This is a genomic window from Streptomyces sp. JLSY215 (genome assembly GCF_059682825.1).
This window is the reverse complement of sequence record NZ_CM185022.1, coordinates 3,020,443-3,045,716: the sequence shown is the minus strand read 5'-3', so window position 1 is coordinate 3,045,716 and position 25,274 is coordinate 3,020,443. Positions and strand designations below refer to the sequence as shown.

The window sequence follows — 25,274 nt, the reverse complement described above, 5'->3', positions numbered from 1 at the left end:
GGTGAAGGCGCGGGGTCAGCGCGCGGGGGCGTCCCCGGGGGTGAGGGCGTCCCCGGGAGCGAAGTCCGCCTCGATGCCCAGCCGCCTGGCCGCCGCGGCAACGGTCTGTTCCAGCAGCACGGCAATGGTCATCGGCCCGACCCCGCCCGGCACCGGAGTGATCAGGCTCGCCCGCGCGCGGGCCGACTCGAAGTCGACATCGCCCACATTCCCGGGGTTGTAGCCGGCATCGATCACCACCGCGCCCGGCTTGATGTCCGTGCCCTGGATGAATCGCGCCCGCCCGACCGCCGCGACCAGTACATCCGCCTCCCGCACGACCGAGGCCAGGTCGGCGGTGCGCGAATGGCAGTACGTCACCGTCGCATCGCGCCCGAGCAGCAGCATTCCCACCGGCTTGCCGAGAATGGCGCTCCGCCCGACGACCACCGCCCGCTTCCCCGCGAGCTCCACCCCGTACTCGTCCAGCAGCCGCATGATGCCCTCGGGCGTGCAGGACGCAAAGCCGCCGGGCAGCCCGAAACCCATCGCGGCGAACGAGTGGGTCGTCACGCCGTCGACGTCCTTCTCCGGTGCGATGGCCTCGAAGGCGGCCCGCTCGTCGATGCCCGGCGGTACCGGATGCTGCAACAGGATGCCGTGCACCTCGGGGTCCTGGGACAGTTCCCCGATGACGGCGACCAGTTCATCGGTGGTGGTCGCGGCCGGCAGCTCGATGTGCCGCGACCGGATCCCGGCCTTCGCACACCGGGAACGCTTCATCCGGACGTACGTCACCGAGGCGGGATCCTCGCCCACCAGCACGGTCGCCAAGCACGGTGTCACGCCGCTCCGCGCCGCGACGGCCGCCGCGACGGTGGCGCTCCGGTCGACGATCCGGCGGGCGAGGTGACGGCCGTCCATGAGACGGGCGGTAGGCGTCCGGGCCTGGGACATGGGCTGCTCCTGCGTCATGGCTGCGGGTCGCCCAGGCGCACGGCACTGACGAGATGCGTCGGGCCGCTCCCCGGTGGTACTCCACCTCACGCGCCAGTCACGGCCTGCGGCAAGGGTAGCGGACGGGACGGGACCGGGTGGGATCTGACGGGGTGGAGGCTCCCTCTGCTCATGCCCACCTCCCTTTCCCCCTACCGTCGTTGCCCCGTCTCGGCCTCCGCGTCCGTCTCCATCCCCATCTCCGTCTCCACCTCCACCTCCGCCTTCGTCCCCGCCCGCCGTGCGATATGTGCCTCCAAGCCGTCCAGGATGCGCTCCAGCCCGAACTCCAGGGACTGGTCGCGGGAGTCGGTCTCCTCCGCGGACGCTAGGGCGGCGGTCAGGGCCGGGAACCTGTCGGAGCGCCCGACGAGCAGTTCGTTCAGGGCCGCGCTCATCACCTGCTCCGGCTCCTTGGCCTGCGCGCTTCCCAGGCCCATCGACGCCGACACCTGCGCGATGGCCCGGACATGGCCGGTCACGACGACCACGGCGTCCAGCTGTTCGCCGCCGTTGAGGCCGGTGTCCGCCAGTGCGCTGACGGCGCGTTCGGTCCAGCCGAGCTCGTTGGGGCCCATGACGCGCGGGCCGGTGGCCGCGTCCAGGAGCCAGGGGTGGCGCTCGAAGGCCGCCGCGAGCTGCCCGGCCCAATCGCGCAGCGCGGCCCGCCAGCCGCCGTCGTCGCCCTCGGCCGGGGCCGGCGGCTCACCCATGGCCGTGTCGATCATGAGCGCCACCAGCGCCGTCTTGCCCGGGACATAGCGGTACAAGGACATTTTGGTGAAGTCCAGTTCGCCCGCGACCCGCTGCATGGACACCGCCCCCAGCCCGCCGGTATCGGCGAGGGCCATGGCCGTACGAGTGATCCGCTCCAGGCTCAGGGCAGGTTTGGGGCCGCGGCTGGGCCGCTCCCGCCGGCCCCACAGCAGCTCCACGCTGCCCGCCTGGGCCCCGAACACGCTGCGCTTCTCGTCGTCTCCAGCCACCCCCGCATAGTAAATCCGCCCCGAAAACTGTCTCCGGGGTACACTAATTAGTGTCCATCAGATACAGTTTTTCTTGCCGGTGTCATGCACGACGGTCGACCGCTGACGGTTGGCCGCTACACGGGGGAGTAGGCAATGACGCAGCGAACGATCCTGATCTCGGGTGCCAGCGTGGCGGGCCCGGCCCTGGCCTACTGGCTCGCGCGCTACGGCTACCGGCCGACTGTGATTGAAGTGGCCCCGGCCCTGCGCGGCGGCGGGTTCGCGGTCGACTTCCGTGGGGCGGTGCAGGTGTCCGTACTGCAGCGAATGGGTGTCCTCGATGCCATCAAGTGCCGGGCCGCCGGCGGCAGCCCCATGACCTTCATCGACGCACAGGGCCGCCAACTCTCCGCACTGCCACCGGAGTTCGCGGGCGGTGAGCTCGAGATCCTCCGCTCGGACCTCTCACGCATCCTCTATGAGCACAGCCTCCACGGGCAGGGCCTCCACGGGCAGGGTCTCCGCGGCCGCAGCCTGCACACCCCGGCCGACGAGGTCGCACTCCCCGGAAGCGGGGCCGCGGCCGCCACCGAGTACGTCTTCGGCGACTCCATCGCGTCCCTGACCGAGGGCGACGACGGCGTGCAGGTCACCTTCGAGCACGGCGCCCCGCGCACCTTCGATCTCGTGGTCGGCGCGGACGGCCTGCGCTCCGCGGTCCGCCGACTGGCCTTCGGCCCGGAGAAGGACTTCGTCAGCCACCTCGGCTACTACGTGGCCGGCTGGGACCTGCCCGCCGACGCCCCCGACCTCGGCGCCGAACAGGTCGGCTACTCCGAGCCCGGCCGGCTGGCGACCGTCGGCCGTACTCCCCGGCGCGCGGGCGACCCGGGCTACACGGGCGAGATCTTCTGCGTCTTCGCATCCGGCGAAGAGCTGTCCTACGACCGACGTGATCCGCACTCCCAGAAGAAGGCGATAGCCGAGGCATACGCCGGGTCCGGCTGGCGGACGCCGGAACTCATCGACACCCTGTGGGCCGCGGACGATCTCTACTTCGACTCCATCAGCCGGGTCGATGCACCGCACTGGTCGACCGGCCGCACGGTCCTTCTCGGCGACGCCGCCTACGGCGCCACATTGGGCGGCATGGGCACCGGCTCCGCGCTGGTCGGCGCCTATGTCCTGGCGGGCGAACTGGCCCTGGCGGACGGCGACCACACCCAGGCGTTCGCCCGCTACGAACAACTGCTGCGCCCATACGTCACCCCCTGCCAGGAAGGCGGCCGAGGAACGGGCGAATTCCTGGCCCCGACGACCCAGGAGGCAATCGACGCACGCAACGCGGCCCTGAACGACCCCGCCACCGTCCAGGCCATGCTCGACCAGGGCAACACCCTCTCCGCCGCCATAACCCTCCCCGACTACCCGTGCCTGCTTGCCGCCTCCTCCGGGCTCAGCGAGCCCCGGTAACCGCTCGCCTCTGGTCGCGCCCTGGCCCGTACCGGCCCGGTCACCGACCTCATCGACACGGCCGCCCGGCGACGTCGTCGGGACGCGAAGGGAGCGATAGCGTTGCCCGCGACGGCGGGGGAGACGGCGGGGCAGGGGTCCGGGTGACCGGACAGCAGTCGAGCAGGCCGGGCTGCCGGCAGGCCGGCGGTCGGGCCCGAGCCAGGGGGGAGCGGCGACATGGTGGATCCCATATCGGTGGGGGCGGTTACGGCGGTTCTCGGGGCGGTGACGGCTTCGATGGCCAACGAGGCCGGGAAACGGGCCTGGGAATCGCTGGGGGCGCTGGCGCGCCGGGTCGCCGGGCGGGAAGTGCCGGCGCCTGTCGGGAGCACCGAGCGTGAGGCGTTGGCCGCGCTGCTGGTCGACGGCGCCCGGCGCGACGAGGTGCATGCCCGAGCGCTGGACGCCTGGGTGCGCAGCGCCCCGAGACTCGGCGGCGGCGTTGCGGTCCCGCGTCGGCTGCCCAGTTCCGTACGGTTTTTCACGGACCGTCAGAGCCTGATGAAGCGTCTCGACCGCGAGGCGGGGCGGAAGGCCGACGGGCGTCCGCGGGTGGTGGTGATTCACGGCCCCGAGGGGATCGGGACCAGCGCGCTGGCCGTCCACTGGGGCAGTGCGCATGCCGACCGGTTCCCGGACGGGCAGCTGTATGTGGACCTGCGCGGCGCCTCGGCGGTCGGCACGCTGGACCAGGGCACCGTACTGTGCCGCCTTCTCCAGCAGTTGGGATTCGCGAACGAGGAGGTTCCGCCGGCCGTCGAGGACCGCGTCGATCGGTATCGCACCAGCATCGCCGACCGCCGGCTGCTCGTCGTCCTCGACCATGCCCGGTCCGCGGCGCAGGTGCAGTCGCTGCTGACGTCGGCGCCCGGGGTGTTCACGGTCGTGGTCGCCCGGCGGCCGCTGAGCGGTCTGGATGCGGTGCCGGTCGCCGTCGGTCCGCTGGCCGACAAGGATGCCCGCGCTCTGCTGGGCCGGCTCGCCGGGAAGGAAGCCCTGGCCGCGGCGAGGGCGGAGCTACCACGGGTGCTGACCAGGTGTGCCGGCTCCCCGTTCGCCCTGCGCGCCGCCGCCGTGCGGCTGACCGAGCCTCCCCGCCCGGCCCAGGAGCCCGCCATGCCTCCCCACAGCCCCGCCAACAACCCCGCCACCGCCCGCGACAGCGACCCCGCCACCGCTCCGGCCACCGACCCCACCAACGATCCGGCCACCGACCCGGCCAACGACCCTGTACGGAACGCCGCCGACGACGCCTACCAACAGCTGGAGGCCGGGGCCGCGCGGCTCTACCGGCTGCTGGCGCTGCGTCCGTGGCCCGCCATCGGTGCGGCATCGGCGGCCGCCATCGGCGGGCTCGGCGAACGGGAAGCCGAGGCACTGCTGGCCGAGTTGGCCGAGCGCCGGCTGCTGGAGACCACGGACACCGGCCGCTACCGCTTCCGTCCCTCCGTGCGACGGCACGCCGAAACGGCCGCCACCCGCGAGCACGGCATCGCCGCCTGCTCCGCCGCGGTATCGCGCGGCGTGGCCTGGGCCCTGCGCTTCGCGGTACGCGCCGACCGCGCCGTGCTCCCGCAGCGCTGGCACCTCGGCCCGCTGTACGCCCAGCTGGAGCAGGGCCCGTACGCGGGCCCCGGCGAGGCGCTGGCCGCACTCGGCGGCGAGCTGGGCCAGATCCTCGAAGCCGTCCGTGCGGCCGAGGAGTTCGAGGACCACGACGTGGTGGTCCAGCTGTGCGAGGCGCTGTGGTCGGTACAGCTCAAGGCGGGACGCCACGACGAGCTGCTGCCCGCACTGCGGGCCGGTACGCGCGCCGCCGACGCCCTCACCGACACCGCCGCGGACATCGCCTCGCCCGCCGCCTTCCGGATGGCCGGCCGGATGCACACCCAACTCGCGCTGGCCCTGGTGGAAGTGCGCCGGTACGAAGAAGCGGAATCGGAGCTGCTGGCCGCGGGCCGGGCCGAGGAGCGCGCCGGGCATCTCCGCGGCCGGGCCACCACCGTGGAGACCCTGGGCCTGCTACGGCTGCGCCAGTGGCGCTTCCAGGATGCCCATGAGCGGTTCGACGAGGCCGACGCCCTGCTGGCGGCCATCGGCGCGGAAGGTGAAGGGGCCGCCGATGTCCCGCGCGCCCGCGCGCTCCTGGAGCGCCATCGGGGCCGGGCCCTCCGGGGCCTGGGCCGCTGGACCGACTCCCAGGAGCGGCTGGAGCGGGCGCTGCGCTTCTTCCGCGACAGCGCCGAGGCGTACAACACCGCGCGTACCCTCACCGACCTCGCCGAGATGCATCTCGACGCCGGTGATCCTTCTGCCGCGCGCCCGCTGATCGATGAGGCGCTCTCCCTGCTCCGGGACGAGCGGGCGAGCTTCCACTTCAGCCATCTGGAGGGGTTGCGCCGGCGATGTGAAGCGGGGTGACCGTCACCTGGTGGGCGGTCCGGCCGGTGCGTACGGTCAACCCGCCCGCCACCAGACCGTCGAGCGCGGCACCGCCCGCCAGTGCGGCATACAGCGCGGAGGCGCAGGCGGCCGGGTCGGGGGCGGACGGCGCGCCGGTCAGCCGGAGCACCGCGCCCGCCCGGGTGCGCACCGTGCAGGCGTCGGGGCCCGTGATGTACGCCGCGAGCGCGCAGTGGGGCCACCGCGCCAGGACCTCCGCGCCCCAGCGCTCCGGCGGTCCCAGCCGGGGATCGTCGGCCGCCCCGTAGCGGAAGATCACATCGGCCGGCGCCACCGTGTCATGACCGGCCTGATCCTCGTGGACGGCCAGATGCGCCCCCCACCCCGCATCGCGCAAGCCGCCGTCCAGCTCATCCATCCCATCCAGCCCGACCATCTCATCCAGCTCGTCCAGCTGATCCGCCTCATCCGCCTTATCCGGCTCATCCGGCTCGTACGCGGGCTCGGCGAACCGGCGTATCGCGATACCGCCGTCCACCATCCGCCGGGTCAGGACCCGCAGCGGGGCGGTGCGCAGCGGCGGTTCGTAGGGCGGGAGGGGCAGCGGGGCGAGCACTGCGGGCTCCGGGGGTTCGGGTATCCCGATGAGGTCGTAGAACATCTCCCGCAGCAGCGCCGCGGACTTTCCGGGTACGGACGTGGTCAGTTCCGCGGGGCCCGGGAGGGGACGGTGCCGGGCAATCAGCGTCTCGATCTGCCGGGGCAGCGGCGCATGGGGAGCGAGGCGGGGGGCCGTGCGGACGAAGTCGGCCACCGGGGAGCGGGGGTCGAGCCCGGTGAACGGTGCGGCGCCCAGGAGGACGGGCGTGCCGAGGGCAGCCGCGTAGTACGTAACGGAGCCGTGGTCCCCGATGACCGCGTCGGCGGCGATCAGCGCCTGCCGCCAGCCCTCCAGGGGGTCCAGCAGGGTGAGACCGCCGCGCCGCGCGCGGTGCAGCCAGGCCCTGATCTGGCCGGGGCCGTGGCCGTGCCAGATGTTGGGATGCAGGACGGCGGCGAGACGGTATTCGTCGGCGGCGAGTTCGCCGGTCAGACGGGGGAGGAGGGCGGGGAGCAGGTCTTCGGCACCGCCGTCCCCGAAGAGCGAGTCGGGGTTCCAGGTGGAGTTGAGGACCAGCAGCCGCTGGCCGTCGCGGACGCCGAGCGTCCGGCGGAACCGGTCGCGGTGCGGCAGGGCGGCGAGCATCCGGTCGAAGCAGGGGTCCCCGGCGAGTACGGCAGTGGGGACGGCCGGCGGGCAGGCGGCGCGCAGGCGCGCCAGCTGTTCGGGGTGGGAGAGCACCATCGCATCCGCGATCGGAGTGCCGTCCTCCGCAAGCAGCCACTCCTCCGACATCCCGAACACCGGCGCATCGGCCTCTGCCTCAGGGCTTCCGGCTTCCGGCTTCCGGCTCCCGGCTCCCGGCTCCCGGCTCCCGGCTCCCGGCGTGGCCAGCGTCTTATTGTATCCAGCACCATGCGACAGAACGGCCAACTTGCCCTGAATAAGGTGCAGTTGACCACCGAAGCTCGCCGAAATGGCCAGGTCCACCGGCGTCCGCAACGCCTGCGCCCACGGCAGCAGCGGAACGCCGACCCCGGCCAGCAATTCCGCCACCCCGGCCTGGAACGGCGACGAGCCCGTACAGGTCGCCAGCATCTGCACCCGCAGGTCGTCGTGGAACAGCGGCAGTACGTCCAGCAGCCGGGTCGCCGATGTCACGTTGTGCACGACGAACAGCACCCGCCGACAGCGCCCCCGGGTGTCCCACCGCCCCGCCTCGGCCCCGACGGGCACCCGTATCCAGCCGTCCCGTCGCTCGCTCACCGCACCCCCTCGCCGCCCGCCCCGCCGGCGCGGCCTCTCCGGCCCGTCACGATAGCCACGGGCCGAGCGGACCACCCCGCGTCCCCCTCCCGCACGCCCCACCGAAACGCAACCGGCATCCGCTAACGCCCCTCACCGACGCATCCGCCAAGACGCCGCCACCGCTCCTACCGCCCCCTGACCAGCAGCAAAAAGACCCTCCCAAGGGGAGGGTCTGCTCTGGCGCCCCCGGCAGGACTCGAACCTGCGGCCAAGTGCTTAGAAGGCACCTGCTCTATCCACTGAGCTACGGGGGCCGGGCGGTGGACGTGGATCACGGACCGCGGACAAGGATAGGGGTCCGGGTGCCTCGTACCGGTTGCTTCACCTCCGTGGCACGTTGTGGAGGTTCGGTGAAGCGATCCCGATAATCGCAGGCAGGTACGAATCCTGCACCGCTTTTGCTGTCTCGCGCGCCGGGTGTTGTGCACTCGTTATGCCTGAGTCTCAGCTGTCTCGATCGTCTCATGGGTTACTCGTCCCGTTCTGTGCGGGTTCTTGTGGCGCGCACACAGGGCTATACGCTTCAAAAACCCAACGAAATTGGGCATTCTGCACATGTGGTGACCTTGGACGTACGACCCCGGCTCATCGACGCGCTGTCCGTACTGCGCGACCGCGTCGACGCCGCACGCTTTCCGCTGCCACTACGGGGGGCCGCTCGGGCCCGACGTAACAGGGCCGAACTGCTCGCCCAGCTCGACGACTATGTGATTCCCCGGCTGCGTTCGCCGCAGGCCCCGCTGCTCGCCGTGATCGGCGGGTCCACCGGGGCCGGCAAGTCGACGCTGGTCAATTCGCTGGTCGGGCGGCGGGTCTCGGAGGCCGGGGTACTGCGGCCGACGACGCGTACGCCGGTGCTGGTCTGTCATCCCGACGATCACCGCTGGTTCGCCGGGCAGCGGGTGCTGCCGCAGCTCACCCGGGTGTGGGTGCCGGGCCAGGACGGGGGAGAGGGCAGCGGGGCTCCCCGCAGGGCGCAGGGGGAGGGCGCGTTCGACTACGAGGACGCGGCGGGCGGGTACGGCGTCGAAGGTGCCGCGGGCGAGCAGGGGATGCCGACCGTGCGGATCGAGACGGATCCGGCGCTGCCCAGTGGGCTGGCGTTGCTGGACGCGCCGGACATCGATTCGCTGGTCGCCCGGAACCGGGAGCTGGCCGCGGAGCTGATCTGCGCGGCGGATGTGTGGGTGCTGGTCACCACGGCCGCACGGTATGCGGACGCGGTGCCCTGGCATCTGCTGCGTACGGCCAAGGAGTACGACGTCACGCTGGTGACGGTGCTGGACCGGGTGCCCCATCAGATCGTCACCGACATCTCCGCGCGCTACGCCGAACTCCTCCACCACGCCGGGCTCGGCCACGTCCCCCGGTTCACCATTCCCGAACTGCCCGAATCGGCCGGCGGTGGCAGCGGACTGCTGCCGGCCACGGCGGTCGCCGCGCTGCGGGACTGGCTGGAGCGGCACGCCCAGGATCCCCTCGCCCGCATCTGCGCCGCCGACCGTACGGCCTCCGGAGTGATCGCCTCGCTGCGCAGCCGGCTGCCGGCGCTGGCCTCGGCGGCCGCCGCCCAGCACGCCGCGGCGCTGCGGCTGACCGGCCGCGTCGAGGAGGCGTACGAGCGGGCCGCCGAGCGGGTACGACAGGAGGTCGCGGCCGGTGAGGTGCTGGCCGGCGACGCGCGGGCGCACTGGCGTGACCACGGGGCCGGCGGGCGGCCCGACGAGTTGCTGGACGCGCTGACACAGGGGCTGACGTCGTTGCTGGCCTGCGCCGTCGAGGAGGCGGACGAGCGGGCCGCGGAGGCGTGGCGGCGGGATCCGGCGGCGCGGGACCTCACGGCACCGGATCCCGCGGACGGCGGCGGAGCGGGCGAACGGCTCGGCGTGATCGTGCGGCGCTGGCGGCGTTGCCTGGAGGAGCTGGCCGAGGAGGAACGGGGCGAGGCGCGCGGCGGACCGGGCGGTGAGCGGGCGGGATCCGTGGATCCGGAGGAGTCGGCGGCCTTGCTGGCCACGGCGCTGCTCGGCGGCCGACGCGCCCGTACGGCCGGGGAAAATCTCGCCGACCTGCTGGGGGCCCAGGCCGCGTTGCGGCTGTGCGACCGCGGCAGCCGGCTGCTGGTGACGTACCTGGAGCGCGCCCTCGACGGTGAGCGCGAGCGGCGGCTGGCACCGCTGGAGCGGCTGGCCGTGCCGTCCGACCAGCAGGCCGAACTGATCGCCGCACTGTCCGTATTGCAGAGGGAGAAGGCGAGAGTGCGGGAGGCGGAGAGGGTGGTGTCGGGGTGAGGGAAACCCAGGCGGGTGCGGCGGACGGGGAAGGTGCGGAGAGCGCGGAGGGTGTGGTGGGTGCGGAGGGTGCGGGCGGGGCGGGGGAGGGGGCCGGTGGAGTTGAGGGGGCGCGTGGTGCTTGGGATGACGGACTGATTGCGCGGCGGGTGCAGGGCGGTGAAGGGGCGCGGCGGCGGGTGTTCAAGCCGCGCGCCGAGCCGCCGCGCGCCGTGGACCCCGCGCGGGACGCCGGCTGGGCGGCGGGCGCAGGGACGGGCGCGGGCAGCGGCGCGAACATCGACGGGGGCCGAGGCGCGAACATCGACGCGGACACCCCCGCCTACACGGACGCGGATACCGACACGGTCACGGACACGGACACGGACACGGACACGGACTTCGCCCTCGCCAGGGAAGTGGCAGCGGATTCCGCGCGGGTGGGCAATACAGGGGAGAGGTCGGGCGGCGTGCGGAGCGGGGCGTACGAGCGGGTGGCGGAGCGGCCCAGGGGTGCGCGGACGGCCGAGCTGCGCGCCCGGCTCGATGCCCTGCGGGAGCTGATCGCGCTGTCCCGGACGCGGCTCGACGGGGAGGCGCTGGACGAGGCGGGGCGGGTGCTGGACGCGGCGCGGGAGCGCTACCGGCTCTCCGGGCAGCACACCGTGGTCGCCATCGCCGGGGCCACCGGGAGCGGTAAGTCGTCGCTGTTCAACGCGCTGGCGGGAGCGAGCCGTTCGCAGGTCGGGGCGCGGCGGCCGACGACCTCGGAGGCGGTGGCCTGCGTCTGGCCGGGCGGGCCGCCGGGCGCGGAAGGACTGCTGGACCGCCTGGGCGTGCCCGACCGGCGGCGCAACCTGGCGCTGGACGGCACCCCCGAGCTGCGCGGACTGATCCTGCTCGACCTGCCCGACCACGACTCCTCGGACACCGGGAACCGCGCCCAGGTGGACCGGATGCTGAAGCTGGTGGACGCGGTCATCTGGGTGGTCGACCCGGAGAAGTACGCGGACGGCGTACTGCACGAGCGGTATCTGCGACCGCTGGCGGGCTACGCCGAGGTCATGTTCGTCGTCCTCAACCAGGTGGACCGGCTGCCCGGGGACGCCGCGGACCAGGTGGTGGACGATCTGCGGCGCCTGCTGGACGAGGACGGGCTGGCGCTCGGCGAGCACGGGGAGCCCGGTGCGGCGGTGCTCGCGCTGTCCGCCGCGACCGGCAGCGGGGTGACCGAACTGCGCGATGCGCTGGGCCAGTTCGTTGCGGAGCGGGGTGCTGCGGACCGGCGGCTGGCGGCGGATGTGGACGCGGCGGCCGAGCGGCTGCGGTCGGTGTATGTGGCGCAGAGCCGGGTCGCGCTGACGGAACGGGCCCGCGCGGAGTTCGAGGACCGGCTGGCGGACGCGGTCGGCGCGGTCGCCACCGGCCGCGCCGTGGAACGCGACTGGCTGCGGCACGCGGACCGGGCCTGCGGCTCACCCTGGTCCCGGCTGCGCAGGAAAGGGCGACAGGAGCGCGGGGGCGGGCAGCGGCCGGACGCCACGGCCGCCGCCCGTTCGGTGGCCCGTCAGGGACGGCAGCGGCAACCGGGCGCTGCCGGGGCGTACGCCGGTAACCAGACGGACGGCCGGGCGGCGGCACGGCCGGTGGTGGAACAGGCCGTGCGCACGGTGGCGGGCGAGGCGGCGCACGGGCTGCCGGCGCCCTGGGCCCATGCGGTGCGCGAGGCGGCCGGCCGGGGCGCGGCGGGCCTGCCACAGGCGCTGGACAAGGTGACGGCCGACGCCGAGCAGTCCCTGCGGGGCGGGCCGGCCGGGCGGCCGCGGTGGTGGACGGTGGCCGCCGCACTCCAGGGGCTGCTGCTCGTCCTGCAGGTCGTCGGCGTGCTGTCGCTGCTGGGTGTGGCGGCCGGTGTGGTCGATCCGGAGGCGTGGTTCTCCGCGCTGCTGCCCGCGGTCATCGGGTCGGTGGGCGGCCCGGCGCTGGCGTGGCTGTGCCGGCTGGCGGCACGCGGCCCGGCCCGGCGGTACGGGCAGGAGGCCGAGCGGCGGCTGCGGAACGCGGCGGCCGGATGCGGCCGGGCCAGGGTCCTGGAACCGGTCGCGGCCGAGCTGTTGCGCTACCGCGAGGTGCGCGAACAGTACGCGGTGGCGTCGGGCGCATAGGGCCCGACCTGGCCGACGCCCTCTTCCGGGTGGCCGAGTTGTCCACAGCCGCGCCGTCGTCCACAGCCCTCCGCGGCGCCCGCCGATTCCGTGCAGCATGGGATCCAGGCGCCGGCGAGCGCGCGGAGGGACCCTGTGGAGCGTGGCAGACGCGCCAGGGCGGAAACGGGACGGGGGCGGTCCGGTGAACGACACGATGGTGACGCTGGTGGGAAATGCCGCGACGGCGGTGGAACACCGGACGACGACGGCCGGGGTGCCGGTGGCGAGGTTCCGGCTGGCGACGACGGTCCGGCGCTACGACCGGACGCGGGAATGCTGGACGGACGGGGAGACGAGTTTCTACACCGTCCGGTCCTGGCGCGGCCTCGCCGACAATGTCGCCGCATCCGTCGCGGTCGGCGAACCTCTCGTGGTGCAGGGCAGATTGCGCGTACGGGAAGGGGAGCAGCCGCCCGAGCGGGGCGGGCAGCGCTGGTTCTCGGCGGAGGTCGACGCCGTCGCGATCGGCCACGATCTCGCCCGCGGCACCGCCGCGTTCCGCCGGATCACACGGGCGCGTACGGACCCGGTGCCACCCCGGCACAGGGCGCCGGAAGAGCCCCCGGACGCCGGCCCGGCTCCCGATGTGCCCAATCCTTTCCAGGAATGGACCGCCTGAGAAACCGTCAGTGCTATCGCACAAGAAGCGCCATCAGCGCCACCCGCGCCCTTGCTTGCCCACTACTGCCCCGATTGGTCCCGGAGATTTATCGATAGCGCAAGGCAGGGATGCCTGGTGTCGGTAACGATTGTGATTCGGATCGGTTATGGGATGCCATTCCTGGGGACCGTGATGCGCCTGCTCCATAGGATCCGACGAGTACTCACGGGGGCTGACTAGTTCGGCTGTTGAGTCCTTCGGGATCTTTCCGGCGAGGCACCTTCCCCCATTCGACCGCCTCGCCCAGAGGGGAAATTCATGCTTGCGATGAAAAGGCGGGGCGCAGCCCGTCTTGCCGCTGCGGTCGTGGCCTCCGGGCTGCTCGCGGCGAGTGCGATAGCCACCGCCGGGACCGCCGCGGCGGATGACACACCCCCCGCGCAGGGCGGCGCCACGGCGACGCTCGGCGGTCTCAAGACCTTCGACCAGGCGATCGTGCACGCCGACGGGCAGGACCAGCGCGTCGGTGCGGGGCTCTTCGAGATGTCGGTCGACAACGGCGGCACGCTGCAGACGTACTGCATCGACATCCACAACCCGACCCAGCAGCAGGCGAAGTACCAGGAAGTGCCCTGGAGCGCCTCGTCGCTGCACAACAACGCGGACGCCGGCAAGATCCGCTGGATCCTGCAGAACTCCTACCCCCAGGTGAACGACCTGGCCGCGCTCGCCTCCAAGGCGCACGCGGGCAACCTCACCGAGAACACCGCCGCGGCCGGCACCCAGGTCGCGATCTGGCGCTTCTCCGACCACGTCAAGGTCGACGCGGCCGACCCGGCGGCCGAGAAGCTCGCCGACTATCTGGAGAAGGCCGCACAGAACCTCGCCGAGCCCAAGGCCTCGCTGACCCTGGACCCGCCGGCCGTCTCCGGCAAGTCCGGCAGCAAGCTCGGCCCGGTCACCGTGCACACCAACGCCGACAGCGTCACGGTCTCCCCGGCCGCCGACCTCCCGGCCGGTGTGAAGGTCGTCGGCAAGGACGGCAAGCCCGTCACCAGCGCCGCCGACGGCACCCAGCTGTTCTTCGACGTGCCCAAGGGCGCCGCCGACGGCAGCACCTCGCTGACCGCCCAGGCCGCCACCAAGGTCCCGGTCGGCCGCGCCTTCACCGGCATCGGCGAGCACGCCAAGAGCCAGACGCAGATCCTGGCCGGCTCCAGCGAGTCGACGGTCTCCGCGGCCGCCACGGTCTCCTGGAAGAAGCAGGGCGCCATCCCGGCGATCACCGCCGAGAAGAACTGCGCCAAGGGTGGCGTCGACGTCACGGCCAGCAACAAGGGCGATGAGGCGTTCCGCTTCCAGCTCTCGGGCAAGGACTACGAGGTCGCCCCGGGCAAGTCGCAGACCGTGACCGTCCCGGTGGCCGAGGACCAGCCGTACGAGATCACGATCACGGGCGCCGGCGGCTTCAAGAAGACCTTCTCCGGCGTCCTGGACTGCAAGACCGCCGGCAGCGGCGGCGCCTCGCCCGCCCCCAAGCCCACCCCCGCCACGGGCGCCACCACCGGCGGCCACGGCACCGACCTCGCCGAGACCGGTTCCAGCAACGCCACCCCGGTGATCGCGGGCATCGCGGTCGCCCTGGTCCTGGTCGGCGGCGGCGCGGTGTTCTTCCTCCGCAAGAAGAAGGCCGGCGCCCAGTGACACCACGTGTCACCGAGCGCTGACGCCCGGCGACCACCGTGCCCTCACGCCGTGAGCGGACGGTAGCCACCCAGGCATCCCGCGGCCCCGGAGCGCAGTCACGCTCCGGGGCCGCGGGCGTACTCGTTTCCTTCCGGGCACGGCTGTACGGCAAGATGGGTGTATCTGCCCTCGCACGGCCGCGCCGCATCACGGACCGGGCGGCGGAGCGCATACAGACCTGACAGATCCCTGATAGATCCAAACTGCCGGACGGTTTCTCTTGGCTGAGTACATCTACACGATGCGCAAGACGCGCAAGGCGCACGGCGACAAGGTCATCCTTGATGACGTGACGCTGAGCTTCCTGCCGGGCGCAAAGATCGGTGTCGTGGGTCCCAACGGCGCCGGTAAGTCCACGGTGCTGAAGATCATGGCCGGTCTTGAGCAGCCGTCGAACGGCGACGCGTTCCTCTCCCCGGGCTACACCGTCGGCATGCTCCTGCAGGAGCCGCCGCTCGACGAGTCCAAGACCGTGCTGCAGAACGTGCAGGACGGCGCCGCCGAGATCATGGGCAAGCTCCACCGCTTCAACGAGGTCGCCGAGCTGATGGCGACCGACTACAGCGACGCGCTGATGGAGGAGATGGGCAAGCTCCAGGAAGACCTCGACCACGCCAACGCGTGGGACCTGGACACCCAGCTCGAGCAGGCCATGGACGCGCTGGGCTGCCCGCCCGGCGACTGGCCGGTCACCAACCTCTCCGGTGGTGAGCGCCGCCGCGTCGCGCTGTGCAAGCTGCTGCTGGAGGCCCCCGACCTGCTGCTCCTCGACGAGCCCACCAACCACCTGGACGCCGAGTCCGTGCAGTGGCTGGAGCAGCACCTCGCCAAGTACCCCGGCACCGTCGTCGCCGTCACCCACGACCGGTACTTCCTCGACAACGTCGCCGAGTGGATCCTGGAGCTGGACCGCGGCCGCGCCCACCCCTACCCGGGCAACTACTCCACCTACCTCGACACCAAGCAGACCCGTCTCAAGGTCGAGGGCCAGAAGGACGCCAAGCGCGCCAAGCGCCTCAAGGAAGAGCTGGAGTGGGTCCGCTCCAACGCCAAGGGGCGGCAGGCCAAGTCCAAGGCCCGTCTGGCACGTTACGAGGAAATGGCCGCCGAGGCCGACAAGATGCGGAAGCTGGACTTCGAGGAGATCCAGATCCCGCCGGGCCCGCGCCTGGGCAGCATCGTCGTCGAGGTCGAGAAGCTCAACAAGGCCTTCGGCGAGAAGGTCCTCATCGACGACCTGAGCTTCACCCTGCCGCGCAACGGCATCGTCGGCATCATCGGCCCCAACGGCGCCGGCAAGACCACGCTGTTCAAGATGCTGCAGGGCCTGGAGACCGCGGACTCCGGCGACATCAAGGTCGGCGAGACCGTCAAGATCTCCTACGTCGACCAGAGCCGCGAGAACATCGACCCCAAGAAGACCCTGTGGGCCGTGGTCTCCGACGAGCTGGACTACATCAACGTCGGCCACGTGGAGATGCCCTCGCGGGCGTATGTCTCCGCGTTCGGCTTCAAGGGCCCGGACCAGCAGAAGCCGGCCGGTGTGCTCTCCGGCGGTGAGCGCAACCGCCTCAACCTCGCGCTCACCCTCAAGCAGGGCGGCAACCTCCTCCTCCTCGACGAGCCGACCAACGACCTCGACGTCGAGACCCTGTCGTCGCTGGAGAACGCGCTGCTGGAGTTCCCGGGCTGCGCCGTGGTCGTCTCCCACGACCGCTGGTTCCTCGACCGCGTCGCCACGCACATCCTGGCGTACGAGGGCGACTCCAAGTGGTTCTGGTTCGAGGGCAACTTCGAGTCGTACGAGAAGAACAAGATCGAGCGCCTCGGTGCGGACGCGGCCCGCCCGCACCGCGCGACGTACAAGAAGCTGACCCGGGGCTGACCGCCGTGCGACACCTCTACTCCTGCCCCCTGCGCTGGTCGGACATGGACGCGTTCGGCCATGTCAACAACGCGGTGTTCGTCCGCTACCTCGAAGAGGCGCGGATCGACTTCATGCGCCGGCTGGCGCCGGGGGACGGCAGCCCGTCGTTCACGGGCGGATCGGTTGTCGCGCGGCACGAGATCGACTACGTACGGCAGCTGGTGCACCGGCACTCCCCGGTGTCCATCGAGCTGTGGGTGACGAAGATCAGTGCCGCGTCGATGACGATCGCGTACGAGGTCAAGGACGAAGAGACCCTCTACCTGAGGGCCTCGACCGTCGTCGTGCCGTTCGACTTCGCGCAGGAGCGCCCCCGCCGCATCACCGCGGAGGAGAAGGCGATCCTCAAGGAGTTCCTGGACGACGCCTCGCATCAGGAGGGGGCCGTCGCCCGATGACGGCACTGCGTCTGGCCGATGCCGGGGAGGCGGCGGATCTCGCCGCCTTCCTCGGCCGGCTGATCCACTACGACCGTGCGGCCGCGGTACGGCTCCAGGCCCGCGGCGGGGTGCTCGCCGTCTTCGGCCGCCCGCCGTCCTTCGAGGTGCTGGCCATCCGTACGGCACGGCTCGCCGACGAGACGGTCACCCTGGACGTCACGGTCTCGGCCGGTGAACTCCTCGAAGGCGTCGAGGCGTCGGCGGAGGGCGTGCTGAGCGTGCCCGCCGCCGTCACCGGCCCGCCATGGGCCGGACTGCTGCCGCCCCGCAGCGGCTGGCGACGGGTACCGGGGCTGCCGGCGCCCGAGGCCCTGCTGCGCGCGGTGGCCGGCGCGGTCGCCGAATTCCGCACCCGCGACGCGGAGCTGCCCCCGCAGCACCGCACCCGCAGCGAACGGGACCGTATCGGCCGGGAGATCTGGTCGCGGACCCTGGGGGACACCCACCTGCCGCTGCGCGCCGCGCACGCCGCGCAGTCGCTGGGTTTCCTGCGGCCCGCGCGCTCGGCGGCGTTCGCCGGCGGGGCCGCCGCGCACGGCTCCCTCGCCTCGCGGCCCGAGCACGGGCCGTCCCTGCTCGCCGCGTCCGGCTGGCTGCGGCTGAGCACCCCCTACGGATCGATCGCCGTACGGACCGGCGGCCCGGCCGGGCTGACCGGACTGTCGGGAATCTCGGTCACTCCGGTCTGAGGGCCCCACCCGCCCTGCGCGCCCCGGCCCGTCGGCGGCCGGCCGGCCGCCGGTCCGGCGTCAGTCCGCGGTGTTGACCATCGAGGCGGCCGCGTAGGTGAGGTAGTTCCACAGCGTCGTCTCCTGTTCCTCGGTGAGGTCGAGGGAGTCGACGGCATCGCGCATATGCCGCAGCCAGGCGTCGTGCGCGGCCCGGTCGACGGTGAACGGCGCGTGCCGCATCCGCAGCCGGGGATGGCCGCGGCCGTCGCTGTAGGTACGGGGACCGCCCCAGTACTGCATCAGGAACAGCGCGAGCCGCTCCTCGGCCGGACCCAGATCCTCTTCTGGGTACATCGGCCGCAGCAGCGGGTCCTCGGCGACGCCCTGATAGAAGCGGTGCACCAGCCGACGGAAGGTCTGCTCGCCACCGACCTGTTCGTAGAAGGTCTGCTCCTGAAGCGTGCCGCGCGGAATCTTGTTCACCCGTCCATGGTGTCAGACGCGGCGGCCCAGGACTCAGGGCGGAGGACAGCGGACGCAATGCGGGGGCGTGACCCGTTGGCCACGCCCCCGCATCCGGTGCTCCGCGGGTCAGCCCCGGCGGATGGTCAGCGTCGTCCAGGCACCGACATGCACCCGGTCGCCGTCATGCAGCGGCACCGGCACATATGGCTGGATCGGGTCCTCGGCGAGGTTGACCGTCGTGCCGTTGGTGGAGTTCTGGTCCACCACCGCCCAGCTGCCGTCCTGCTGCTGCACCAGCAGCGCGTGCTGGTGCGAGACGCCCGGGTCCTCCGGCGGGCGGCCCAGATCGACGTCCGGGGCCTCACCGGTGCTGTTGCGGCGTCGGCCGATCGCGATCTGGCCGTTGGTGAGCGGGAGCACCTGCTCGGGGGAGTACGAGGGCAGGTTGAGCCCGGCCGCCTCCGGGCCGCTGCGGCCCATCATCGCCATGAAGTACTCGCGGTCCGGCGCGATGGCGACGACCCAGCCGTCGCCCACGACCGGGGCCGGACCCTGCGGCGGCGCCGCGGGACCCGGGCCGCCGTTCCACTGCTGCTCGGGCGGCGGTCCCTGCTGCGGCTGCTGCGGGTCGTACGGGCCGGGCTGCTGCTCGAACGGCTGCGGCTGCTGCGGGTCGTAGGGACCCGGCTGCTGCGGCGGGAACGGCGCGGGCGGCTGCTGCTGCTCGAACGGGGCCTGGGGGCCGGGCGCCGGCGGTGCCATCGGCGGGGCCGCGGCCTGCTGCGCGCCCGGGGGGTTCAGCGTCCAGTCGTCGCCCTGCTGCGGCGGCGGGGGACCGGGCCGGCCGGGGCCGGGCATGCCGGGGCCGGGCATACCGGGCGGCGGGCCCTGCTGCGGCTGCTGCGGGTCGTACGGGCCGGGCTGCTGCTCGAACGGCTGCGGCTGCTCGAACGGCTGTGGCTGCTCGAACGGCTGCGGCTGCGGCTGCTGCGGTGCGGGCGGCGGGAAGCCGTAGCCGCCCTGGCCGCCCTGCGTACCGGGACCCGGGCCGGGGCCGGGCGCCGGCGGCGGGAAGCCGTAGCCGCCCTGCGTGCCGGGGCCGGGCATACCGGGCGGTGGGGCGAAGGACGCCGGGGACGTCGTGGAATGGGTCAGGAAGTTGTAGCGGCAGTTCTCACAGAACGGCGCATTCGCCTCCCGCGGCGTACCGCACTGCGGGCACGGCTCGGGCCGCGCGGACGGGTCGGGGCCGGACATACCGGGGCCGGGCATACCGGGGCCGGGCATACCGGGGCCGGGCATGCCGGGGCCGGGCGCACCCGGGCCGGGCATGCCCGGCGGCGGTGGGAAGCCGTAGCCGCCCTGCGTGCCGGGACCCGGGGCGGGGCCGGGGCCGGGCGCCGGCGGCGGGAAGCCGTAGCCGCCCTGCGTACCGGGGCCGGGCGCATCGGGGCCGGGCATACCGGGCGGCGGGCCCTGCTGCTGGGGCGGCGGCGGTCCGGGCTGGCCGGTGGGCTGGCTGGGCGGCGTGTTCAGGAACCCCGCAGGCAGGGAGGGCGGCGGAGGGACAGCGCCCGCCATCCTGTGGCCGCACACCTCGCACCAGTCTTCGGCCACCGATTGGTGACCGTTCGGGCAGGTCGGCATGTCGGTTCTTCCCCCTCCGTACCTTTACTTCCGGTCGCACTTCTCAGTACAGGTTGGTAATTATCGGTACTGGTAGTGAGCTGTTTTTCGGTTAATTCTTCGGCTATTGCGTCATGCGAACGGTTTCCGTCCTGCGCGTCCCGAGAGTCATCTGGTCCGCGTCGGACACCTTCGCCTTCAGTCGCACAGTACCGGTCGCCGCATCGACGGCGCCCACCCACCTTCGCAAGGAGTTTCGTAGTGTCCGCCTTTCCCGAGTTGCGGGCATAGGGCGTCTGATATCCGATACGCCACACAACGCCGCCGCCGCGCCCACCGCAAAGGGCGGGCACGGCGGCGTGTGGGTGCCGAGCGGAGCTACTGGGGCTGCGACATCCGGAGCGCGATGATGCCGTACGACTCCAACGGGTTGAACGTCCGGTCGGGGATGGCCGTCAGGTACATCGTGTCGTCACGCACCGTGGGCATGAGGTGGAGGCTGATGCCGTCGGCGACTCTCTCCGGATACTCGACGAGAGTGCGCGGGGTACCGGTCTTGGGGTTGTACTCGACGAGCTCGGGGCCCTTGTCATTGCCGTTGATGCGCACGTAGGCGAGTATCTTGCCGCCGTCCGTGCCCGGCAGCAGGTGGTAGTCCTTCGACTTGTCCGGCTTGGTCTTCCACAGCAGCTTGCCGCTGTCGAGGTCGTAGGCGGCCAGCAGGTTCTCGCTGTTGCCTTCCACCACGCTCATGACGAAGGTCTTGCCGAAGGCCGCGGCCTCCGCCCACGGCGACCCGTCCGGACTGTGGGTCTGCACGTATTTGGCGGGCTCCTTGGGGGAGAAACGGCTGTGGATCTTGCCCGTCTCCTTGTCCAGGCTGATCAGCCCCATGTCCTGGCGGTTCAGCTGCAGCACGATCGGGTCCGTGCTGACGACCTGACCGGTGACCATCCCGGCGTCGAGCTCGTCCTTGCTCTCGGGCTGGAAGGTGTGGGTCCACATGGCCTCGCCGGTCTCGGGATCGACCCGGGAGACCTCGTCGTACGGCACACCGAGCACCCGCTTGGTGTGGCAGGCGCGTACCCGGATCAGGACCTTGCCGCCGGTGAACGAAGGAGTGTCGCACTTGGCGGTGGGCGCCGTTTTCCACATCAAGGAACCGTCGGAGGCCTTGAGCGCCTGCATGCCGCCGAAACCCTGCGAGATCACGGCGCCGCCGGAGCGGGTGAAGAAGGCCGTCTTCCAGGGAAGTTCGACGCCACCGGGCTTGAACCGGTCGTCGGCGCCCGGCTTGGGCTTGGGCTTGGGCTGCTTCTTGAGCTCCTTGGTCCACAGCTGCTTGCCGGTGTTGAGGTCGTACGCGGCGATGTTGTTGCAGGCCTTGTTGTCACCGAACCCGATGATCCCGATGTCACCGTCCGACTGACGCGGCGCGGAGCAGGCGACGTTGCTGTCACCCGGAAGCGGCGTCGCCCACAGGCGCTTGCCCGTGGCGAGGTCGTACGCCTTCACACCGTCGGGAAGGGCCTGAATGAGGGTCTTGTCGGTGGTCCAGGTGCCGTCGAGCTGCTGGACGGTCTCGCCGGGAGGCATCTTGCCCTTGTAACCGGGCTGCGACCACAGCACGTTCTCGTCCACGGACGGCGACAGCAGGAACCAGGCGCCGGCACCGGCACCGCCCAGCACCAGGAGCGCCACGACCAGCAGCAGGATCAGGCCGGTCTTGCCCTTCTTCGCCGGGGATGCAGGGGCCGGAGCGCCGTACGGGGCGGCCTGGCCGGGGTATGGGCCATGCGCCGCGGGCGGTGGCGGGGGCTGCTGGCCTCCGCCGTACTGCTGCTGGCCCGGAGGCGGTACGGCGCCGTATCCCTGGGGAGGCGCGGCCGCCTGCTGCGGGTAGCCGTATCCCTGCTGCGGCTGCTGCTGCGGAGGGAACTGCTGCTGTTGCGGAGGGAACTGCTGCTGCGGCTGTTGCTGGGGAGCCTGCGGCGGTGCGGCCTTCTGCCAATTCACCGCGCCGGAGCCCGGGGGCGGATTCTGCGGCGGCCCGCCGGGCGGGCCGGGGATGCCGTTGCCCGTCATCGGACCACGCTCCTCACGTACTTGGCCCAGCTGCTCTCGAACGCGGCGCCGCTCTGGCCCGTGGCCGTCTGCAACTGCTGGTCCAGCTTCTTGGGGTTCTGGTAGTGGTCCGCCACGAACTTCAGGACTGCTGCCTCGCCGCCCTTCTTCTCGATGTACTTCATGACGAGATAGCTCAGGGAGTAGTCCATGCCGACGGTGTGCGGATAAGAGCCGAACTCGTCCTCGGCATCCGGCAGCTTGTTGTCGAATTTCCGGCCCTGGAACGCGTATCGCATCTTGTCCGCGCCCGCCTTCGGGTCGAAGTGGAAGGCGACGTACTCGGCGAATCCCTCTTCCACCCAATTGCGCGGGCCGCCCTTGGCCCCCGAGAGGAAGCTGTGGTTGCCCTTGTCGATCGGCTGCACCATGGCATGCGCGATCTCATGGTGGGAGAGCTGTGCCACTCCGCGCTGCCAGTCGCTGTCCTTGAAATAGCCCGAGCTGGCGTCGATCTTGATCCGGGCGCCACCAAACGTCGGCCTGTCCCCCAAATCCTCATACGGCCCGGTGTACATCGGCATGGGTATGCTCATCCCCGCGTCCCAGCCGACGTCCTTCTGGTCGCTCGTGTACAGCGTTTTGTACTTCTTGCGATCGGGCTCCACGATCACGGCGAACGACTTGGGCGTCGTCGCCGTGGTCGGCGGGTTCGCGCCCCAGTACGCCACGTCGTCGGCGGCCGCCTTTTCGATGGTTGGGGCGACCCGGCTCAGCTGGGCCGCGTTCTTGTTGTCGCCGATGATGACCGAATGCGGCTGACTCTTGACGATCATGTCGTCATAGGCATCCCACGGTGCGGGGTAAAAGACATACCCCTTCGCCCCGTAAGCGGACGGTGATCCGCCCACCTTCGTGATGGACGGTTTGTCGCTCTTCGATTTCCGCTTGACGATCCATCGGTACCATTCGGAAACCGGCTGGACATCCACATTCTTGATCTTGTGGACGAAAGCCACATCGAGTGCGACCGTCGCACCGTCCCCGTAATCGTCGTCGCCCGTGCCGGTCTGCTTCTTGACGCGATACCCGACTTCGGCGAACGGCACCTTGACCAGGTTCTTGAAGATCTTCTTCTGCTTTGTGCGCGCGGCGCCCGAGAACGGGGCGAGGAAGGCATCCTCGTCAGAGTTGATCAGGGCCTTGGTCCGCCCGTCCAGCAGCTTGGATATGTCAGCTTCGCTGAGCAACTGCCCCTTGGACCCGTCTCCGCCGGCGGCCGTGGGCAGCTCTTCGTCGCCCATGCCCTTGACGATCGCCACTCCGCCGATGCCGAGGACCGCCAGCACGGCAAGGACGACCACGCCGATGACCGCGCGCTTCAGCCCCTTGTTGTCATCGCCGGACGGCGGGGGCGGCGGGGGCGGCATCTGTGGACCGCCGCCCTGCGGCTGCCAGGGCTGCGCCGCGTACGGGCCGCCCTGGGGTGCCGGGCCCTGACCCGGAGGCGCATAAGGAGACATGGGGGGCGGGCCTGGAGGCTGGGACGGCGGGGGCGCCTGTCCGTACGCGTTGCTGCCGCCCGGCCCTCCGGGCTGCGGAGGGTACGACATCTGCTTCCTTTCGGACACGGATTGGTGGCACGGCGCCGAACTGCTGCGCACGCGGGCAGACCTGGAGACACCTTCCGCGCGGACGTCGGCCGGGCCGAGCGCCGCGCGGGAGTTGAGGCCGGCAGTCGTCGGCACATGATTGGGTGCCGCGTCCGAGTGCCGCAGGCACACCACTGGCCACCATCGTCAAGCGACTCGCGACCACTCCCCGTTACTGCTGCCGCGTATTTTACAAGCGAGGTACGCGCTGGTCAGCCCTGGGGCGAGACTGCCTGCTATATGCCAGATATACGTGTGTTGGGGTGCTGCCGGGGGAGGAGGGGCGGCCGTCACGGAGTCCCGGCCGCCCGGGGCCGTCGTCCTACCCGCCCGCGGGCGGTGCGAACGGCACCACCGCCACCGTGACGTTGTCGTGGCCCCCGCCGTCGAGGGCGTACGTGACCAGCGTCCGCGCGGCATCCAGCGGCCGGGTGGGCGCATCGACCGGCAGCACGGCGGCCATCTGCGCGGCGGATTCGGCGTAGTTCCACAGGCCGTCCGTGCACACCACCACCACGCCGGGGCCGTCCGGTTTGAACGTCACCGTGTGCGGCTCGACCTCGTATGCGTCCGCGCCGAGCCAGCCCGTGATGGCGTGCGCCCGCTCGTCGGCGTTCGCCTCCGCCTCGGACATCAGGTTGTTGGCGACCATTTGCGCGGCCCAGGAGTCGTCCTCGGTGAGCCGGGCCGGGGGCGCCGTGCGGTCGTTGGGGATCCAGTACGCGCGGCTGTCGCCGACCCAGCCGACCGTCAGGAGCCCGCCGCCGATCGCCGAGCCGACGAACGTGCAGGCCGGGGCGTTCTGCTGACGGTGCTCGTCATGGGCGAGGGACGGGTCGTCGGCCAGCGCGTCGACCGCCGCCGAGGCCGCCATGATGGCGTCGTGCATCGCCTGCTGGGGATGCGTGCCGTGCGGCAGCGACGCCCGCAGCGCCTCGCCCGCGGCCTCGGACGCCGCCTGGGACGCCTCGTCCGGCCGGGTCGCCGAGGAGACGCCGTCGCAGACCACCGCGACCACGGCGGGCGAACCGTCCGGCAGGGTCATGGAACGCAGGGCGAAGAAGTCCTCGTTGCGGTGGTGGCGGTGCCCGCGGTCGCTGACGGCCGCGAAGCCCGCCAGCTCCCGCTCCATGTGGTCGCGGTTACGGGGCTGGGCGCGGCCGCAGTGGTCGCAGTAGCCGTCGGCGTCCAGGGCGCCGGCGTGGCAGGACGCGCAGAGCTGGAGCGTGTCGGCGGGCGGCTCGGAGGTCTCGTCGGGGGAGGCCTCGGGGGTCTTGGGGACCTCGGGGGCCTGCGGGGCGTCCTCGGCGGTGTCGCCGGCCGCCCCTCCCGCCGGCGCTCCCCTCTCTTCTCCCGTCACCTCTCCCGCTTCCTCTCCCGCTTCCTCTCCGGCTTTCCCTGCGGCCTTCGCTCCAGCTTTCTCGGCGGCCTTCGCTCCGGCTTTCTCGGCGGCCGCCCCGCCGGACGCCGCACCGGGAGCCCGCGCCGCTCCGGCGGCACCCGCCGCGGCATCGGCCACCACCTCGTACCCGGCGACACGGGGATCGACGGGCCGGTCGCCGGGACCACCCGGAAGCGGACCCCCGGCACCCGGATCGCCCGCCCCCGAAATCTCCTCGAACGGAATCCGCGTTGTCGGATCCGGCGGCGGCGGCCCGGCCGGCACCGCCTGCGGCACCCCGACCGTCGGCGCGTACGAGGGCGGCGGCGGGACCGCCCCGTACCCCGAAGCGGCGGGCACCGCTTGGTCCGCGCCACACCGTCCGCAGAAATTGTCCCCCGCATCGAGCGGCTCCGCGCAGCTCCGGCAGCGGGACGGCCCAGTCACACCCATG

Annotated in this window: 17 protein-coding genes, 1 tRNA gene, 1 pseudogene and 1 riboswitch; of the genes and pseudogenes, 9 read left to right on the top strand and 10 right to left on the bottom strand. The window is 72.0% G+C overall.

Annotation, left to right across the window (positions count from 1 at the left end):
• Positions 1 to 15 precede the first annotated feature (15 nt).
• Together AC5677_RS13615 and AC5677_RS13610 are read right to left on the bottom strand one after the other, a co-directional pair.
• The gene (locus tag AC5677_RS13615; RefSeq protein ID WP_497195300.1) at positions 16 to 936 is read right to left on the bottom strand and encodes a bifunctional 5,10-methylenetetrahydrofolate dehydrogenase/5,10-methenyltetrahydrofolate cyclohydrolase; all 921 of its coding nucleotides are present in this window, start codon (positions 934 to 936) and stop codon (positions 16 to 18) included.
• A gap of 22 nt (positions 937 to 958) precedes the next feature.
• Positions 959 to 1,047, bottom strand: a riboswitch (ZMP/ZTP riboswitch).
• A gap of 80 nt (positions 1,048 to 1,127) precedes the next feature.
• Positions 1,128 to 1,961 (bottom strand): TetR/AcrR family transcriptional regulator, encoded by an 834-nt coding sequence (locus tag AC5677_RS13610; protein ID WP_497195299.1) that lies wholly within the window; start codon positions 1,959 to 1,961, stop codon positions 1,128 to 1,130.
• Between the two features lie 135 nt (positions 1,962 to 2,096).
• Between AC5677_RS13610 and AC5677_RS13605 the strand changes: the two genes are divergently transcribed.
• Both AC5677_RS13605 and AC5677_RS13600 read left to right on the top strand, forming a co-directional pair.
• Entirely contained in the window at positions 2,097 to 3,416 is a 1,320-nt protein-coding gene (locus AC5677_RS13605; protein WP_497195298.1) for a Rossmann-fold NAD(P)-binding domain-containing protein, read from the top strand.
• Positions 3,417 to 3,635: 219 nt separating this feature from the next.
• Positions 3,636 to 5,879, top strand: a complete 2,244-nt coding sequence (locus AC5677_RS13600) for a tetratricopeptide repeat protein (RefSeq protein WP_497195297.1) — start codon at positions 3,636 to 3,638, stop codon at positions 5,877 to 5,879.
• Here AC5677_RS13600 and AC5677_RS13595 read toward each other — a convergent pair.
• Both AC5677_RS13595 and AC5677_RS13590 read right to left on the bottom strand, forming a co-directional pair.
• Positions 5,836 to 7,728 carry a hypothetical protein gene (locus AC5677_RS13595; protein WP_497195296.1) on the bottom strand — a complete coding sequence of 631 codons (1,893 nt, stop codon included), beginning with the start codon at positions 7,726 to 7,728 and terminating at the stop codon, positions 5,836 to 5,838. The two genes, AC5677_RS13600 and AC5677_RS13595, sit on opposite strands and share 44 nt — an antisense overlap.
• Before the next feature lie 220 nt (positions 7,729 to 7,948).
• Positions 7,949 to 8,024 (bottom strand) — tRNA-Arg (locus AC5677_RS13590).
• A 303-nt stretch (positions 8,025 to 8,327) separates the two neighbouring features.
• Here AC5677_RS13590 and AC5677_RS13585 point away from each other — a divergent pair.
• From AC5677_RS13585 to AC5677_RS13555, 7 genes are all read left to right on the top strand, one after another.
• The gene (locus AC5677_RS13585; RefSeq protein WP_497195295.1) at positions 8,328 to 10,061 is read left to right on the top strand and encodes a dynamin family protein; all 1,734 of its coding nucleotides are present in this window, start codon (positions 8,328 to 8,330) and stop codon (positions 10,059 to 10,061) included.
• A gap of 179 nt (positions 10,062 to 10,240) precedes the next feature.
• A complete protein-coding gene (locus AC5677_RS13580) occupies positions 10,241 to 12,205 on the top strand; it encodes a GTPase (protein ID WP_497195294.1) in 1,965 nt (654 codons plus the stop codon).
• A 184-nt stretch (positions 12,206 to 12,389) separates the two neighbouring features.
• Entirely contained in the window at positions 12,390 to 12,866 is a 477-nt protein-coding gene (locus AC5677_RS13575) for a single-stranded DNA-binding protein (RefSeq protein ID WP_497195293.1), read from the top strand.
• 300 nt (positions 12,867 to 13,166) lie between these two features.
• Complete coding sequence (locus AC5677_RS13570; protein WP_497195292.1) at positions 13,167 to 14,552, top strand: Cys-Gln thioester bond-forming surface protein; 1,386 nt, start codon at positions 13,167 to 13,169, stop codon at positions 14,550 to 14,552.
• A 262-nt stretch (positions 14,553 to 14,814) separates the two neighbouring features.
• Positions 14,815 to 16,479: an energy-dependent translational throttle protein EttA gene (gene ettA / locus AC5677_RS13565; RefSeq protein ID WP_497195291.1), complete on the top strand. Its 1,665-nt coding sequence runs from the start codon at positions 14,815 to 14,817 to the stop codon at positions 16,477 to 16,479.
• Positions 16,480 to 16,484: 5 nt separating this feature from the next.
• Positions 16,485 to 16,919, top strand: a complete 435-nt coding sequence (locus AC5677_RS13560) for an acyl-CoA thioesterase (protein ID WP_497195290.1) — start codon at positions 16,485 to 16,487, stop codon at positions 16,917 to 16,919.
• Positions 16,916 to 17,650 carry a DUF8010 domain-containing protein gene (locus AC5677_RS13555; protein ID WP_497195289.1) on the top strand — a complete coding sequence of 245 codons (735 nt, stop codon included), beginning with the start codon at positions 16,916 to 16,918 and terminating at the stop codon, positions 17,648 to 17,650. The genes AC5677_RS13560 and AC5677_RS13555 overlap by 4 nt, the downstream gene beginning before the upstream one ends.
• Before the next feature lie 60 nt (positions 17,651 to 17,710).
• Here the strand turns inward: AC5677_RS13555 and AC5677_RS13550 are convergent, their stop codons facing one another.
• From AC5677_RS13550 to AC5677_RS13525, 6 genes and pseudogenes are all read right to left on the bottom strand, one after another.
• Positions 17,711 to 18,115 carry a globin gene (locus AC5677_RS13550; protein WP_497195288.1) on the bottom strand — a complete coding sequence of 135 codons (405 nt, stop codon included), beginning with the start codon at positions 18,113 to 18,115 and terminating at the stop codon, positions 17,711 to 17,713.
• A gap of 108 nt (positions 18,116 to 18,223) precedes the next feature.
• Positions 18,224 to 19,744, bottom strand: coding sequence for an FHA domain-containing protein (locus tag AC5677_RS13545; protein ID WP_497195287.1), 1,521 nt, complete (start codon positions 19,742 to 19,744; stop codon positions 18,224 to 18,226).
• A 103-nt stretch (positions 19,745 to 19,847) separates the two neighbouring features.
• A pseudogene (locus tag AC5677_RS13540) lies at positions 19,848 to 20,010 on the bottom strand (hypothetical protein); the annotation flags it as partial.
• A 91-nt stretch (positions 20,011 to 20,101) separates the two neighbouring features.
• Positions 20,102 to 21,808: an outer membrane protein assembly factor BamB family protein gene (locus AC5677_RS13535; RefSeq protein ID WP_497195286.1), complete on the bottom strand. Its 1,707-nt coding sequence runs from the start codon at positions 21,806 to 21,808 to the stop codon at positions 20,102 to 20,104.
• On the bottom strand, positions 21,805 to 23,217 hold the full coding sequence (locus AC5677_RS13530; protein ID WP_497195285.1) for a hypothetical protein: 1,413 nt from the start codon (positions 23,215 to 23,217) through the stop codon (positions 21,805 to 21,807). Before AC5677_RS13530 ends, AC5677_RS13535 begins: the two co-directional genes overlap by 4 nt.
• Positions 23,218 to 23,761: 544 nt before the next feature.
• Positions 23,762 to 25,273, bottom strand: coding sequence for a PP2C family protein-serine/threonine phosphatase (locus AC5677_RS13525; RefSeq protein WP_497195284.1), 1,512 nt, complete (start codon positions 25,271 to 25,273; stop codon positions 23,762 to 23,764).
• Between the last annotated feature and the right edge of the window lies 1 nt (position 25,274).